The organism is Vreelandella neptunia (genome assembly GCF_022489065.1).
Classification (GTDB): Bacteria; Pseudomonadota; Gammaproteobacteria; order Pseudomonadales; family Halomonadaceae; genus Vreelandella; species Vreelandella neptunia_A.
On record NZ_JAKVTW010000002.1, the window covers coordinates 132,462 to 148,959 of the forward strand.

General features: G+C 55.4%; 12 protein-coding genes. 11 read left to right on the forward strand and 1 reads right to left on the reverse strand.

Going from position 1 to position 16,498, the window contains the following annotated elements:
- The first annotated feature begins 30 nt into the window (after positions 1-30).
- The 11 genes from rseP (at position 31) to tilS (ending at position 14,688) form a co-directional block, all read left to right on the forward strand.
- Entirely contained in the window at positions 31-1,389 is a 1,359-nt protein-coding gene (gene rseP, locus MLE19_RS04815; RefSeq protein ID WP_240716937.1) for an RIP metalloprotease RseP, read from the forward strand.
- A gap of 100 nt (positions 1,390-1,489) precedes the next feature.
- Positions 1,490-3,841 carry an outer membrane protein assembly factor BamA gene (gene bamA, locus MLE19_RS04820; protein ID WP_425356798.1) on the forward strand — a complete coding sequence of 784 codons (2,352 nt, stop codon included), beginning with the start codon at positions 1,490-1,492 and terminating at the stop codon, positions 3,839-3,841.
- Between the two features lie 122 nt (positions 3,842-3,963).
- Positions 3,964-4,464 carry an OmpH family outer membrane protein gene (locus tag MLE19_RS04825; RefSeq protein ID WP_240716938.1) on the forward strand — a complete coding sequence of 167 codons (501 nt, stop codon included), beginning with the start codon at positions 3,964-3,966 and terminating at the stop codon, positions 4,462-4,464.
- A 53-nt stretch (positions 4,465-4,517) separates the two neighbouring features.
- The gene (gene lpxD, locus MLE19_RS04830; RefSeq protein ID WP_240716939.1) at positions 4,518-5,552 is read left to right on the forward strand and encodes a UDP-3-O-(3-hydroxymyristoyl)glucosamine N-acyltransferase; all 1,035 of its coding nucleotides are present in this window, start codon (positions 4,518-4,520) and stop codon (positions 5,550-5,552) included.
- Positions 5,553-5,711: 159 nt separating this feature from the next.
- Positions 5,712-6,155: a 3-hydroxyacyl-ACP dehydratase FabZ gene (fabZ, locus tag MLE19_RS04835; RefSeq protein WP_240716940.1), complete on the forward strand. Its 444-nt coding sequence runs from the start codon at positions 5,712-5,714 to the stop codon at positions 6,153-6,155.
- Positions 6,152-6,919: an acyl-ACP--UDP-N-acetylglucosamine O-acyltransferase gene (gene lpxA, locus MLE19_RS04840; protein WP_240716941.1), complete on the forward strand. Its 768-nt coding sequence runs from the start codon at positions 6,152-6,154 to the stop codon at positions 6,917-6,919. The genes fabZ and lpxA overlap by 4 nt, the downstream gene beginning before the upstream one ends.
- Positions 6,920-6,936: 17 nt before the next feature.
- Positions 6,937-8,109, forward strand: coding sequence for a lipid-A-disaccharide synthase (gene lpxB, locus MLE19_RS04845; RefSeq protein WP_240716942.1), 1,173 nt, complete (start codon positions 6,937-6,939; stop codon positions 8,107-8,109).
- Entirely contained in the window at positions 8,099-8,776 is a 678-nt protein-coding gene (gene rnhB, locus MLE19_RS04850; protein ID WP_240716943.1) for a ribonuclease HII, read from the forward strand. Before lpxB ends, rnhB begins: the two co-directional genes overlap by 11 nt.
- A gap of 37 nt (positions 8,777-8,813) precedes the next feature.
- On the forward strand, positions 8,814-12,320 hold the full coding sequence (dnaE, locus tag MLE19_RS04855) for a DNA polymerase III subunit alpha (protein WP_240716944.1): 3,507 nt from the start codon (positions 8,814-8,816) through the stop codon (positions 12,318-12,320).
- A gap of 120 nt (positions 12,321-12,440) precedes the next feature.
- Positions 12,441-13,397, forward strand: a complete 957-nt coding sequence (gene accA, locus MLE19_RS04860; RefSeq protein ID WP_240716945.1) for an acetyl-CoA carboxylase carboxyl transferase subunit alpha — start codon at positions 12,441-12,443, stop codon at positions 13,395-13,397.
- Positions 13,378-14,688, forward strand: coding sequence for a tRNA lysidine(34) synthetase TilS (gene tilS, locus MLE19_RS04865; RefSeq protein WP_240716946.1), 1,311 nt, complete (start codon positions 13,378-13,380; stop codon positions 14,686-14,688). Before accA ends, tilS begins: the two co-directional genes overlap by 20 nt.
- Here the strand turns inward: tilS and ppx are convergent.
- The gene (ppx, locus tag MLE19_RS04870; RefSeq protein ID WP_240716947.1) at positions 14,651-16,204 is read right to left on the reverse strand and encodes an exopolyphosphatase; all 1,554 of its coding nucleotides are present in this window, start codon (positions 16,202-16,204) and stop codon (positions 14,651-14,653) included. The two genes, tilS and ppx, sit on opposite strands and share 38 nt — an antisense overlap.
- Positions 16,205-16,498 lie beyond the last annotated feature (294 nt).

The window sequence follows — 16,498 nt, forward strand, 5'->3', positions numbered from 1 at the left end:
CGTTAAGAGCGGGGCGTTAAGGAGTGCAGTGTGGGCCTGATACAGAATATTTTAGCGGTCATTGTGGTGCTGGGCCTGTTGGTAACCTTTCATGAGTTTGGTCACTTTTGGGTGGCAAGACGCTGTGGGGTGAAAGTGCTGCGTTTTTCGGTAGGGTTTGGCAAGCCGCTATGGTCGCGGGTTGACCGCCAAGGTACCGAGTATGCGATCGCCGCGATTCCGCTGGGCGGCTATGTCAAAATGCTTGATGAGCGCGAGGCGCCGGTACCAGAAGATCAGCTCGACCAAGCGTTTAATCGCAAGACAGTTTGGCAGCGCATTGCTATTGTGGCTGCGGGGCCAATCGCTAATTTTCTGCTGGCGATTGTTGCCTACTGGGCGTTGTTTGTGGCGGGTACCACCGTGGTTTCGCCAATGGTAGGCAGCATTGTGCCTGATTCGCCTGCCGCCGAGGCAGGGCTTGCCAATGGTGATGAAATTGTCGCCATTCAGGGCGATGAGATGCGCTCTTGGGAAGATGTAAATCTAAAGCTAGTGTCTATTATTGGCTTCAGTGGCGAGTTGGCTTTCGAGGCACGCTCTGAAGGCGCCACTGACGTGCAGCGCTTTGTACTACCTGTTACCGATTATTTGGTTCGCCAAGATCCCCCGCAGCCGCTGCAAACACTGGGAATTACCCCTTGGCAACCGGAGTTTCCGGCAATATTAGGCCAAGTGGTCAGTGGAGAAGCAGCGGAACAAGCCGGCCTAATGGCGGGTGACACAATGGTCGCCGTCAATGGCGAGCCAGTAGATGATTGGATGCACTTTGTTAATATTGTGCGCGGTAATCCTAACGAGACCCTGCAGCTTACCTACGAGCGTAATGGTGCACAGGCAACCGTTGATTTAACCCCAGGGCGTAACAGCCTGGATACTGGGGTGGAGATTGGTTATATCGGTGCCGGTGCTCAGCAAGTCGAGTGGCCAGCAGCGTTTCAGCGTGAGATCCGTTATGGCCCTATCGAAGCGGTAGGCCAAGCATTATCACGCACAGGTGAGATGACGTTACTGACCGTTGACGCTATTCGGAAGATGTTGGTGGGGCTTATTTCGCCTTCCAATCTTTCAGGGCCAATCACCATTGCTCAGGTCTCTGGTGATTCAGCCCGTGCTGGGATGGAAGCGTTTGTCGGCTTTCTAGCGTATCTTTCTATCAGCCTTGGGGTGCTTAACTTACTGCCCATCCCAGTGCTCGATGGTGGTCACTTGCTTTATTATTTTATGGAGGTCGTACGTGGACGGCCAGTATCTGAAAAAACCCAAGCTGTTGGATTGCGCATTGGGCTTGCCATGGTCGGCACCCTGATGTTGATGGCCCTCTATTTTGATCTGATGCGCCTGTGGTAATGACGCGTGTAGCGCGCAGGATGCCTTGTCATCTGCCTGCACAAATGTATATGGTGCCTCTCTGGAATGATTGGCAGACCAACGCGAGCGAATTGACTGCATGAAAATCAAGACCCTTGGAATGGCGGCACTCTTGCTGGCAGGCGCCAGCGGCGCCCAAGCACAATCCTTTGATGTTTCTGACATTCGAGTGGAAGGACTGCAGCGGGTATCTGCCGCCTCGGTCTTCAATGCATTTCCGGTAAGTGCCAACGAGCGCGTTAGCGAAGCGCAGTTGGCCGCTGCTGCCCGTGACTTGTTTGCCACAGGGCTATTTGACGATGTCTCCCTGGCACGCGAAGGCGATGTACTGGTTATTCAAGTCGTCGAGCGCCCGACCATCGCGCGGCTAGATATTAGCGGCAACGATCAGATATCCGAAGAAGACTTGCGCAATGGCTTGCGTGAATCGGGGCTCTCTGAAGGCCAAGTGCTGGAGCTCTCCACGCTTGAAGAGATTCAGCGCGAGCTGGAAGCGGTATATCAGTCTCAAGGCCGCTACAGTGCCAGCATCGACACCGAAGTTGAGGAAGTTGATGAGGGGCGGGTTCAGGTCAATATTAATATCAACGAAGGTGAAGTGGCCAAGATTCGACAGATTAACATTGTCGGCAACGAAGCCTTTGATGATGAAACGTTGCGCGAAGTGTTCGAGCTAAATGACCGGCCAGGACGTATTTTCGGCTGGTTCTCTAGCGATGAGTACTCCCGTGAAGCGCTTTCCGGTGATATTGAGCGACTGCGTTCGTTCTACCTGGATCGTGGTTACGTCAATTTCGATGTAACGTCGACCCAGGTGTCGATTGGCCCGGAAAAATCCGAAATCTTTATTACTCTGAACGTCGATGAAGGGACCCAGTATCGCGTTGGCAATATTCGTTTCGCAGGCGATCTTCAGATCAGCGAAAATGAAGCCCGCCAACTGCTGACCGTTGAAGAGGGTGAGATTTTCTCCCGCGGCGATGTCAATACGTCTACGGAAGCGCTACGCCAGCGTCTAGGTGCTGAGGGTTTTGCGTTCGCTGATATTCAGGGCGTGCCTGAAATGGCTGACGATGGTGAAACGGTTGATCTGGTCATTGCCGTTAATCCTGGCGAGCGTGCCTACGTGCGTCGTATCGAGTTCTTCGGCAACACCACTACTCAAGATGAAGTTCTGCGCCGCGAAATGACGCAGTTAGAAGGCGCGCCGGCTTCCACCGAAGCCATTACTCAATCGCGTCAGCGTCTAGAGCGACTGGGTTTCTTTAGCCAGGTAGAGGTGGACACTCAGCCTGTACCCGGTGAGCCTGATTTGCTGGATGTAACCTACAATGTCGAAGAGCAGCCCTCTGGCTCGGTCTCTGCCAGCGTTGGTTTCTCGCAAAGTGCCGGCGTTATTTACGGCGTAGGCCTATCGCAGAATAACTTCCTGGGCACGGGTAACCGGGTCAACGTGGGTGCTCAGCGCAGTGACACCTTTACCAGCGTCAACTTCGGCTTTACCGACCCCTACTGGACGCTGGACGGAATTTCTCGCGGTTACAATGTTTTCTATCGCGAAACCGATTATGCCGACTCGGATATCTCGACGTTTTCGACGGATGCTTATGGTGCTGGAATTAACTTCGGCTACCCTGTTAGCGAGCTGTCGCGGCTTAACTTCGGTGCCAGCCTTGAAGATCTTACGGTGAAAACTTACTTCGATACAGCCTCGGAAATTCGCCGTTACGTAGAAGATCAGGGCGAAGATGCACAAAGTCTTAAGTTGACCGCTAGCTGGACGCGTAACAACCTCAACCGCGGCATCATGCCAACGGACGGCAGCTATCAGCGTCTATCGTTAGAAACGGGTGTGCCGGGCAGCGATGCCGAGTATTACAAACTGCGCGCGCGGGCTCAGCAGCTTTTCCCGATCAATAATGATGAGACCTGGGCGTTCAAATTTACCGGCAATGTCGGCTATGCCGATACATTGGGCGGGAATGATCCTTACCCGTTCTATGAAAACTTCTACGCGGGCGGCCTTGGCTCAGTACGTGGCTTCACATCGAATACCCTTGGACAGCGCACCACGCCAGCAACCGAAGGCGGTCGGGATCGCACCCTGGGTGGTAACATTTCAATAGAAGGTAGCGCCGAGATCATTTTCCCGATGCCGTTTGTTGAAGATCAGCGTGCGCTGCAAACATCGCTCTTCCTGGATGGCGGTAACACTTTCTTGAGTTCGTGCTACGACGTGCTTGCAGAAGACGCAGGCCGCCAGCAGTGTAACTCCGGTGTTGATCTTGGTGATTTACGCTACAGCGCGGGTATTGGCCTCTCTTGGTTGACGCCAGTGGGCCCGCTGACCTTTAGCGTCGCCGAGCCTCTGAACGATGAGAGCGGAGACGATACCCAGTTCTTCCAGTTCTCACTCGGGCAAACGTTCTAAGGAATGATTGCTCTAAGAGACAATTGTTCTACAGGCAAACGTTCAAAAGAGCTGTCGTTTTAAAATTGCTAGACCGCGTGCCATGGTGGCGCGCGGCTGGCGTGACCTGAGGAGTTAACACAATGCGTAAACTGACAGCGGTTGTATGCCTGTTGGGCGCGATGATTTTGCCTGCCCACGCCGCAGAAGTCGCCGTATTGGACTGGCGCGCGGCGCTAATGAATACTCAGTCTGCACAGGCATCACTGAGCAGCCTTGAAGGGCAAATTGGGAATCAACAGCGTGAAGCACAGAACCTGGGCAATGAGCTGCAGCAACTTCAGCAACGTCTTCAGAACGAAGGCGAAACCATGGCACAGTCCCAGCGCGAATCATTGATTAGTGAGCTACAGCAAAAAGGCGGCCGCTTTGAACAGCTGCGCCAGGAAGTGATGCAGGCACAGCAGCGCTCTGAACAGCAGTTTTTAGAAGGCGCTGAGGCGAAGCTGGAACAGGCGGTTGCGCAGGTGCTTGAGCGCCACAGTATTGATGTGTTGGTCGAGCCCCAGGGCGTACTGCACTCAGGGGTGGATCTACCGAATGTGACTGATGAAGTCACACAGATTTTCGACACCTTGAACTAATTTTAAACGATGATTGGTGTGGTCAAGCCACACCAAAGCTTCCCTGGGCTCCCATGACGCACGCTTCTCATCATCTTACCCTCGCAGACATTGCACGCCACCTGGACATTGCCATTAGCGGTAATGGCCAGCAGCCGATACGTGGTCTGGCGACGCTAAAAGAAGCGCAGCCTGATCAAGTGGCTTTTTTAGCCAATCGCGCCTATTTAAAAGATTTGGCGACGACGAAGGCAGCAGCAGTGTTATTACACCCTGAGTATGGCAAACACTGCCCGGTTTCGCGTCTTGAAATCGATAATCCTTATTTGGGTTACGCCAAGCTATCGCAGCTGTTTGATCCATTACCGGCACGCGACGTCATTGGCGTTCACCCAACCGCAGTAGTGGGTGAAAACGTAACGTTAGGCACCGATGTCTCCATCCAGGCTCATGCTGTGATTGAAGCCGGCGTGGTGCTGGGTGACCGCGTAGTGATTGGGGCAGGGAGCGTCATAGGGGCCGACAGCATTATCGGTGAAGCAACGCGCTTGCATGCCAATGTCACACTCTGCCATGGCGTAGTAATTGGTAAACGAGGCATCTTGCAAAGCGGTTGTGTGATTGGTGGCGACGGCTTTGGTTTTGCTCACGACGGCGCTGGCTGGCATAAAATTGCCCAGTTGGGGGGCGTTGTGCTTGGTGATGACGTGGAAGTCGGTAGTTGCTCCAGCATTGATCGCGGTGCGTTAGGCGACACGGTAATTGGTGATGACGTCAAAATTGATAGTCAGGTACAAATTGCTCATAACGTCATCATAGGCGACCACAGCGCTCTAGCGGGCTGTGTGGGCATTGCGGGCTCTACCAAGGTGGGTAAACACTGCATGCTGGGCGGTGGTGTCGGTTTATCTGGCCATTTGACCATCTGCGATGGTGTGCAGGTAACGGGGATGAGCTTGGTAACGAACTCAATCCATGAACCAGGGGTCTACTCCTCTGGAACTGGGGCCATGCCCAATACTCAGTGGCGAAAAAATGCCGTACGCTTTAAACAGCTCGATGACATCGCTAAACGGCTAGCGAGACTGGAAAAAAAGCAACGTGATTAATAATCGGGCTGAGCCGTCGCGCAATGATTTACCCGCTGTTGGCTTGAGGCTGGGTAGCAGCGCGGTATAATCCTCAGCCTTTTAACCAGCACGCGTGCTGGTATTTGCCTGACTCTCCTCAGGAGTTCCAGGTTTTTTGTCATTTTAGAGGTCGCTACGATGGTTATGGATATTAATGAAATTCGCGAATACTTGCCCCACCGTTACCCTTTTTTATTGGTGGATCGAGTAACGCAGTTAACCACCGGCGAATCCATCGTTGCGTATAAAAACGTTAGCATTAATGAACCGTTCTTTAATGGTCATTTTCCCCATCACCCGATTATGCCCGGTGTGTTAGTGCTTGAAGCGCTTGCCCAGGTATGTGGCATTCTTGGTTTTAAAACGGTCAATAAACTGCCTGCTGATGGCTACGTTTATTATCTGGTCGGCAGTGATAATGTGCGTTTCAAGCGTCCGGTAATGCCGGGTGACAAGCTCACCTTGGAAGCTAACGTTATTAAAGGTAAAAGGGGCATCTGGAAGTTTGCATGTCGAGCCACCGTTGATGGTGAGTTGGCCTGTGAAGCGGAAATTATTTGTGCCGAGAGGAAGGTGGCTTGATACATCCTACTGCACTGGTCGACCCAACGGCCCGTCTTGCTGACGACGTTGAGGTAGGCCCGTTTAGCATCATTGGGGCAGACGTCACTATCGGCGCTGGTTCGGTGATTGGCCCGCACGTGGTGGTTAAAGGCCCCACCACGCTGGGCGAGCGTACGCGTATCTTTCAGTTTGCCTCGGTGGGCGAAGACTGCCAGGACAAAAAATACGCAGGCGAACCGACGCGACTGGTAATGGGCGACGATAACGTCATTCGTGAAGGGGCCACTATTCACAGAGGCACCGTTCAGGATCGCAGTGAAACCACCATTGGCTCCCGCAATTTGTTTATGGCCTATGTCCATGTTGGCCATGACTGTGTCATTGGCAGCGACTGCATTTTAGCCAATCAGGTCACCCTGGCTGGCCATGTCACTATAGGTGATCATGTCATTCTCGGTGGCTTGGCGGCGGTGCATCAGTTCTGCCACTTTGGCGATCACGCTATGGCCGGTGGTGGTTCGATTATCACTAAAGATACGCCCGCCTATATCATGATTAATGGCAACCCTGCTGAAGCCCGAGGCCTCAATTTAGTTGGCTTGAAGCGGCGTGGCTTTAGCCGCGAAGCAATTAGTGCATTAACCGCCGCCTATAAAATGGTCTATCGTCAGGGGCTGACTACTGAACAGGCGTTGGCCGAAATGCGCAGTTGTTTTGACCTGCCCGAAATCGCGCATTTTGCCGCCTCTATTGAGCGTTCGACCCGCGGCATCACCCGCTAACTCATGCTGATCTGCCTATGACCCTGCAACGCGTCTACCTCGTGGCCGGGGAGCTCTCTGGCGATATTCTTGGTGCTGGGCTGATGCGTGAGCTCAAAGCACGCCATCCCCACGTAGAGTTCCGTGGTATCGGCGGGCCGCGCATGCAAGTGGAGGGCATGGAGAGTCGCTTTCCTTTAGAGACCCTCGCGGTGATGGGGCTGGTTGAAGTGCTTAAACACCTCCCCGAACTAATCCGTGTGCGCCGCATCCTGAAAGCCGAAGCCTTGGCGTGGAAGCCGGACATAATGCTCGGCATCGATGCGCCCGATTTTAACTTAGGCCTGGAGCGCCAGCTTCTCGAAGCGGGCATTACCACCGCCCACTACGTGAGTCCTTCCGTATGGGCATGGCGCCAGGGGCGGGTAAAAGGCATCGCCAAATCGGTAGACGGCATGCTGACACTGCTACCCTTTGAGGCTGCTTTTTACCGTGAACATCATGTTCCCGTTGCCTTTGTGGGGCACCCCCTGGCAGACGAAATGCCGCTGGAAAATGACCGTGTTGCCACCCGCCAAGCGCTGGAGCTGGCGCCTGATAGCCAGGTTTTGGCGCTGTTACCGGGGTCTCGGGCCAATGAAATTCGCTTTTTGGGTGATACATTTCTAAACGCTGCCGAACAGCTTTGCCAGCGCCACCCCACGCTGCAAGTGTTGATTCCTGCGGCTACCGCTGATCGCCACCAGGAAATCAGCACACTGCTTGCCCATTACTCCTTGCTTGCCGAGCGAACTACGCTACTGGATGGTCAGGCCCGCGAAGCGATGGTGGCGAGTGATGTGGTACTGCTGGCCTCTGGCACCGCAGCCTTGGAAGCCATGCTGTGCCACCGCGCGATGCTGGTAGCTTACAAAATGGCGCCAACCACTCACTGGCTGGCCAAGCGACTGGTGAAAACCCAGTGGGTGTCGCTACCCAATCTGATTGCTCAGGAAACGCTAGTGCCAGAACTGATTCAAGACGCCGCCTCGCCTGAAGCGATTGCCGACCAGCTCAGCGCCATGCTAGCGGACGAGGCTAGCCGACACGCCTTGGAGTCACGCTTTGCCGAGATGCACGCCACCCTGCAACGTAACGCCAGCCGCCGTGCGGCTGAGGCGATTAGCCTGCTAGCGGCGGGTCAGCCGCTGGAGACTGTTGATGACCAATAAAGGCGTGGCGATTAATAGCACCTCTGCGGAGCGCTGGACATTAGCGCACTGGATTATTGAGCACGTCGATTATCCAACGCTTGAGATTGCTTATGGTGGCGAGCGATTGGCGGGGGTCGATGAAGTAGGGCGTGGCCCGCTAATCGGCAGTGTAGTCGCCGCCGCGGTGATTCTTGATCCAACAAAGCCGATTGATGGACTCACTGACTCCAAAAAACTGAGCGCTCGCAAGCGTGAAAAGTTGGATGCCCAGATTCGCGAGCGGGCGCTGGCCTTTGCCGTGGCAGAAGCCAGCGCGGCGGAAGTGGATTCGTTGAATATTTACCACGCCACCCACTTAGCTATGCGAAGAGCTATCGATGCACTGGCACCGGCGGCGGAATATTTACTCGTGGATGGCAACAAATTACCTGGCCATCTGCTGCCAGGCCAGGCCGTGGTAAAGGGCGATTCACGCCACTGTGCCATTGCTGCAGCGTCGATTTTGGCCAAGGTTGCTCGCGACGCCCAGATGGTCGCCTTGGATGAGTGCTATCCTGAGTATGGTTTTGCGCGCCATAAAGGCTACCCGACCAAAGAGCACCTGACGGCGCTAGCAGCACACGGGCCACTGGCCGAGCATCGCCGTAGCTTCGCGCCGGTGCAGCGGCAGTTGGCGCTGCTTTAACGTATTTTTCCTCACCTAGCGTTTTGCTGAGAGTCCCATGACGGTACCGTTTGTTCATCTACGTTTACACAGTGAATACTCCCTGGTCGACGGCTTGGTTAAGCTCAAATCGCTGGTCAGTACCACCGCTGAACGGGCGATGCCGGCGCTGGCTTTGACCGATGAAACCAATCTGTTTGGTTTGGTAAAGTTTTATAAAGCTGCCCAAGGGGCGGGCTTGAAGCCGATCATTGGCAGCGATTTATGGCTGCAAAACCCTCACGACGAATCCCATCCCTACCGGTTAACGCTGCTGGCCATGAACGATGTTGGCTACCGCAACCTGACCGAGCTGATTTCTAAAGGCTGGACACACGGCCAGCGCCAGGGGCGCGCCATTCTTGATAAGCAGTGGGTGCTTGAGCAGAGCGAAGGACTGATCGCGCTTTCAGGGGCGCGAGAGGGTGAAATTGGCCGGCACCTGCTCTCTGATCATGAGCCTGAAGCACGCCAGTTACTTGAAGAGTGGCAGGCTGCGTTTCCCGAACGTTTTTATTTAGAGCTGGTTCGTACAGGGCGCCCGTTGGAAGAGGCCTGCGTTCACGCCAGCGTCAAGCTGGCCATTGAGACAGGCACACCGGTGGTGGCGACCAACGACGTGCGCTTTTTAGAGCGTGACGATTATTGGGCCCATGAGACACGTGTCGCGATTGGCGAGGGCAAAGCGCTGGATGACCCACGCCGTGAGCGCCGCTACACCGAAGAACAATACCTAAAAAGCCCCGACGAGATGGCGGCGCTGTTCGCTGATATTCCCGAAGCGCTGGAAAACAGCGTGATGATCGCCGAGCGCTGCAGCGTGAACGTGCGATTGGGCGAGATTTTCCTGCCCGAGTTCGGCATCCCAGAAGGGATGACTCAGGATGAGTTCTTCCGCAAGGTCTCCCATGACGGTTTAACCGAGCGGCTGGATTTTCTGTTTCCCGCCGAGCGCTACCCTCGTGACAGCGAAGAGTACCAGGCGATCGATCAGCGCTACCGCGACCGGCTGGAGTTTGAGCTCAACGTTATTATCCAGATGGGCTTTCCAGGCTACTTCTTGATCGTGATGGACTTTATCCAGTGGGCCAAGGACAACAATGTGCCGGTTGGTCCAGGACGGGGCTCTGGTGCTGGTTCGCTAGTAGCCTACGCGCAAAAAATCACCGATTTGGATCCGATTGGCTACGACCTGCTCTTCGAGCGCTTTTTGAACCCTGAACGTGTCTCGATGCCTGACTTTGACGTCGATTTCTGCATGGAGAAACGCGACAAAGTCATTGAGTACGTGGCCGAGCGCTACGGGCGTAACGCGGTTTCTCAGATTGTGACCTTTGGCACCATGGCAGCCAAGGCGGTGGTGCGTGACGTGGCCCGTGCCCAGGGGCGCCCCTATTCGCTGGGTGACAAGCTCTCCAAGCTGATCCCCTTTGAAGTGGGCATGACCCTGGCCAAAGCCATTGAGCAGGAGCCCGCGCTCAAAGAGTTTATCGGTAACGATGAAGAAGCTGAGGAGATCTGGGAGATGGCCCTCAAGCTCGAGGGCACCACCCGGGGTACCGGTAAGCACGCCGGGGGCGTGGTCATTGCGCCGACCAAACTGACGGACTTCTCGCCGCTGTTATGCGACGAAGACGGTTCAGGCCTGGTGGTGCAATTCGACAAAAACGATATCGAAGAGGCTGGGCTGGTCAAGTTTGACTTCCTGGGTCTGCGCACGCTGACGATTATCGATTGGGCGCTGGAGATGGTCGACAAAGTCCGCAGCGTTAATGGTCAGGGGGCGCTCAATATTGACAGCATCCCACTGGACGACGCACCGACGTTTGAGATGCTCAAGCGCGCCGAAACCACCGCGGTATTCCAGCTCGAATCCCGCGGCATGAAGGAGTTGATCAAGCGCCTATTGCCCGACTCCCTGGACGATATGATCGCCCTGGTGGCACTGTTCCGCCCAGGCCCCTTGCAGTCGGGCATGGTAGATGACTTTATCAACCGTAAGCACGGCCGGGCCGAAGTCTCTTATCCCCACCCGGATTATCAGCATGAGCTGCTGAAGCCGGTGCTGTCGCCCACCTACGGCATTATTCTTTACCAAGAGCAGGTCATGCAGATCGCCCAGGTCATGGCGGGCTACAGCCTGGGTCAGGCCGATATGCTACGCCGGGCCATGGGTAAGAAAAAGCCCGAAGAGATGGCCAAGCAGCGTGACGGCTTTATGGAGGGTTGTGCCGCCAATGGCATCGATAAAGATTTGGCCGGTAACATCTTTGACCTGGTAGAAAAATTCGCCGGTTACGGTTTTAACAAGTCGCACTCGGCCGCCTACGCATTGGTTTCTTACCAAACCGCGTGGCTAAAAGCCCACTATCCGGGGCCCTTTATGGCTGCCGTTATGTCCACGGAAATGGACAACCTGGATAAAGTGGTACCACTGATTGAGGAGTGTCGCAACCTCAAACTCACCGTGACGCCGCCGGATGTCAACGTGGGTGGCTACAAGTTCACCGTCGATACCGATGCCCGCGTGGTGTACGGCCTGGGCGCAATTCGTGGCGTAGGTGAAGGGCCGATTGGTGCCATTGTGGAAGCCCGCGAGGCAGACGGCCCGTTTGAGGATATTTTCGATTTCTGTCGCCGTATGGATCCTAAACGGATGAATAAGCGCACCCTGGAAGCGCTGATTCGCTCCGGTGCGCTGGATACCATAGGCCCCAACCGGGCGGTGCTGTTTGCCGCCATGGAAGACGCGCTAAAAGCCGCCGCGCAGAACCACACCAATCAGAATCTAGGCATGCTGGATATGTTTGGTGATGCATTCGCCGAGGCCGAAGAGGGCGACAGCGACGTTTACGCCGAGTATATCAACGCCCGTGAATGGACCGACCGCGAGCGGCTCTCAGGAGAGAAAGATACCCTGGGGCTCTATCTCACGGGTCACCCGATCGATGAGTACGAGCGTGAGTTAAAGCGCTTTGTGTCGACCCGAATCAGTGATTTAAAACCTTCTCGCGACCCTCAGCGGGTGGCGGGGTTGGTGGTCGGCGTGCGCACCATGAAGTCAAAGCGCGGCGATACCATGGCGTTTATCACCCTGGATGACCGCACCGGGCGTATTGAAGCCTCGTTGTTTGGTGAGCTGTTCGAGCAGTTGCGCGGTCAAATTGAGGCCGATCAAGTGCTCATCGTCGAGGGCGAGGTCTCCAGTGATGAATTTTCCGGTGGCCTGCGTCTGCGCGGTAAAGACGTCACGCCAATGGTGACGGCGCGCATTCGATACGGCCAAGCGGTTGAGCTGGCGCTGGATGCGGGGCAGATCAATGGTCGCTTAATTGAAACCCTGCGCGACAGCCTGACGCCTTATCGCGACCAAGAAGGTTTGCCGGTACGCCTGCAGTATCGCCACCCTGCAGCCGTCGCGTGGCTGGAGCTTGCCGATGAGTGGAAAGTCGCGCCAAGCGACGATTTACTGCTGGCGCTGCGGGATGTTCAGGGCCAGGCGGGCGTACAGCTACGTTATCGTTAGAAGACGATAGGGCAGGCACTCAACTTGCGTGGCTGGTTCAGGGTGCGATAATGCGCTTTATTCTCTTTAATTACGTATCAATGCATATTTTGATCAGGCTACTTTTTATAGGCAGCGCCGATGAATCCTAATTATCTCGATTTTGAACAGCCGATTGCCGAACTTCAGGCAAAAATTGAGGAGCTGCGTTTGGTCAGCTCTGATAGCCAAGTCAACCTTTCCGACGAGATATCTCGGCTGGAAGAGAAAAGCCGTAAACTGACGGAATCGATCTTCAAGGATTTGACTCCCTGGCAGGTTTCTCAGATTTCACGGCACCCCCAGCGCCCCTATACGCTGGACTATCTCGGGCATATCTTCACCGATTTTGACGAGCTACACGGTGACCGTAACTTCGCCGATGATGCTGCGCTAGTCGGTGGCATTGCGCGCTTGAATGATGCACCTGTGATGGTGATTGGTCATCAAAAAGGCCGCGATGTAAAAGAGAAAGTACGTCGCAACTTCGGTATGCCGCGCCCTGAGGGCTACCGTAAAGCGTGCCGCTTAATGGAAATGGCTGAGCGCTTCAAAATGCCGATTCTGACCTTTATCGATACCCCAGGCGCTTACCCCGGCATCGACGCGGAAGAGCGCGGCCAGTCAGAAGCGATTGCTTACAACCTGGCGGTGATGTCGCGGCTGAAAACGCCAATTATCTCGACGGTAGTAGGCGAGGGTGGCTCCGGCGGCGCGTTAGCCATTGGCGTCTGTGATGAGCTGCAAATGCTGCAGTACTCCACCTACTCGGTGATCTCACCGGAAGGCTGCGCCTCGATTCTGTGGAAGAGCGCCACCAAAGCCTCTGACGCCGCCCAAGCGATGGGGATTACCGCTGAACGCCTAAAAGAACTGGGCTTCGTCGATTCACTGATCAAAGAGCCGCTCGGGGGTTCACACCGCCATCCGCTCACCACCGCTGAGCGGGTTAAAGAAGCACTTACCGCCAGCCTGGAGCGTTTACAGGCGATGGACACCGATGCTCTGCTAGAGCGTCGCTACAAGCGTTTAATGAGCTATGGCGCCCCAGCCGCGTAATTTACTGCAAGGCTTACTAGATGACGCCCTGGCGGAAACCCCGCCGGGGCGCTCTATTTGGGTGGCCCTCTCGGGCGGTTTGGACTCCTCTCTGCTGCTCGCGTTGGCCGCACAGGTCTGCGCACAAGCAGACCGACCTTTGCAGGCTATTCACATTAATCACGGCCTACAGGCGGCGGCAGAGACCTTCGAAGAGCACTGTAAAATACTCTGCGAACAATGGAACGTCCCGTTAACGGTGGTCGATGTAAGGGTAAATGCCCACGGTGAGGGCATCGAAGGCGCCGCCCGCAACGCCCGCTATGAGGCTTTTTTTGTCACCCTGCCCGAAGGCGATACGCTCTGGCTGGCCCAACACCAGGACGATCAGGCGGAAACTTTTCTGCTGGCCGCCCTGCGTGGCAGCGGTGTGCGTGGGTTGGCGAGTATGCCCTTTCGACGTGATGTCGAAGGTGTCACGCTGGTGCGCCCGTGGCTAAGCGTGAAGCGAGCACAGCTTGAAGCAGCAGCGCGTTTGCTAGCGCTTACATGGTGCGAAGACCCAACCAATAGCGATATCGCGCTTGATCGCAACCGTCTGCGCCATGACATATTGCCGGCAATGGAAATGCGCTGGTCCAATGCAGCTCGTTCATTGGCGCAAAGCGCACGGCACGCCGGGGAAGCAGATCGTTTGCTACTTGAATACGCTAGGGATGAACTGCAAACCTTACTTACTGATAGCCAACATATTAATGCCGCTGCGCTGAGCGCACGTTCACCCTCTCGCCAACGCTTGCTAATACGCACGCTTTGCCAACAGCTAGGCTTGCCAACGCCACCGCAGAAGCGCTTAGAGAGTTTGTTGGAACAACTGACAGCTAAATCCGATGCCAAAGTATGCGTGGAGTGGCCGGGCTGCCAGGCCCGTGTATGGCGTCAGCGGCTCTATCTGAGGGCGCCGCGTGAAGCGCTTCCCCCTTGGGAGGCTAGTTGGGACGGAGAAGCACCACTTGAAACGCCGCTAGGTCCGCTCGGCTTGCAGGTAACCTCATCACAAACGCTATCTCAACCTCTGATGGTAACGTGGCGGCAAGGAGGTGAGGTGATGCAACTGCCCAAGCGAGGGCGGCGTGACTTGAAGCGACTGCTCCAAGAGGCTGATGTGCCGCCTTGGGAGCGCGAATGGCTGGTGGTCATCATGCAGGCTGAAGCGTGTATCGGGGTGGTGAACCCCCCAGCCAAGCTACTATGGCAGGCCGAGGGGGTTGTCTTTACCCGTACGACTTCGTTTGTTGAATCAAAAGTTTGAACCCTGCGGCTTCCATAAATGCCTGCTCTTGCTCCAGATCGGTGCTCAGCAGGGTGGGCTCATCGCTTTCAGGTAGCGTGATGGTCAGGCTGTCGCTATCGGCGCTTAGCTGTGGCAGCGTCGGAGCTGTTTCAGGACGCGAATGATTAATCAGCACTGCCAACCGAAGCAGTCGGGCAAGTTTCTGAGACACCGCTCGTTGTGACTCAGGCAGTGCCTGCCACTCCTTAAGCGGAAACTTGCGCCGATGGGCGCGCACCAAAAACGCCAGCTGACGCTGTTCGGGGCGAGAAAAGCCCGCCAGATCAGAGTGTTCCAGCAGGTAAGCGCCGTGGCGATGAAACTGGCTATGGGAGATCGCCAAGCCGATTTCATGGACGTGGCTGGCCCACTGCAAATAGCGTGCTTGATCAGGGTTCAGCGACCATTCATGGCGTACCTGCTTAAATAAACGCTCAGCGGTGTCAGCAACATTAAGCCCTTGGCGGGTATCAACATCGTAGGTGCGCTTCAGTGATTCCAGGGTTTTCGAGCGTGAATCTTCCGCACTGTTACGTCCTGCCATGTCATAGAGCACGCCTTCACGCAGGGCACCGTCCGCGAAGCGCATCTGGGTTAAGTCAAAGGCTTCGAAAATCGCCCCGAGGATGGCGATCCCAGCCGGGAAGACCTTGGCACGGTCGGCCTTGAGGCCGTCCAGCTCTACTTTATCTAACTGTTTGCACTTTAGCAGGCGCTCGCGCAGCTTCTTCAAGCCACTGCGGGTGATAACGCCTTCGTGGGGGGTGTCACCATACGCATGGAGAACGCTGGCAGCGGCCTTGATGGTGCCACTGGAGCCGACTGGGTCGTCCCAGCCTAGGCGCTGATAAGGACGCTGGATATTGGCAAGCTCGGAAAGAGCGGCTAACTCGGCGCGGCGCATGCGTTTTTCATTTAACTCACCGTCGGGAAAGAAGCGCCGAGAGTAGGTAACGCAGCCCATGCGCAGGCTTTCCAGCGCCTTGGGTTCAAACGCTTCGCCGATGATAAATTCGGTTGAGCCGCCGCCAATGTCGACGATTAATCGACGGCCATTTTCTGCCAGCGCGTGGGCAGCTCCTAAATAAATCAGCCGAGCCTCTTCGCGGCCGGCAATAATTTCGATGGCGTGACCTAGCTGCGCCTCGGCACGCTCGATAAAGGCTTGGCTATTATCGGCGTCACGCAGCGCGTTAGTGCCTACAATGCGCAAATTAGCACTTGTAATGTCGCTTAAAAACGGTGCAAAGCGGCCCAGGCAATCTAGCGCACGCTGCATCGCCTCTTCGCTAAGCAGGCCGTTATCGTCTAAACCCGCGGCGAGCTGCACTTTTTCACCTAAACGAGCGACCACCTGGAGACGTTCGTGCTGGTAGTTGGCCACCAGTAGGTGAAAGCTATTAGAGCCCAGATCTATAGCGGCGAAGCGCTGCGGCGCACCGCTGTCTACCTCGTTGTTGGAGGCGGCAATGGGGAGCGAAATGTCCTTGGGCATGAGCTTTCCTTCGTGTTGGCTGTGCCAAGGTTGCGGTGACCTTTATCTATTGTCAATTGCAAAGACTTGCGTTTGTCGCAGCGCTTGACTACCATCGAGCTACTGGCCTGATCTGACCTGATTAGTTAGTGTGTCAATATGCCTTGATGATATGTTTAGATGCATTGCCTAGATAATCCATCTTGCATCCGTTGTTTACATACGGCACCTTGGTCGCCCCAGACGTTACTGACTGTTTATCCTGTGAGCGTCAGCCAGAATTCCAAGTCGTCAGATAGCCCACTGGTTCAACCA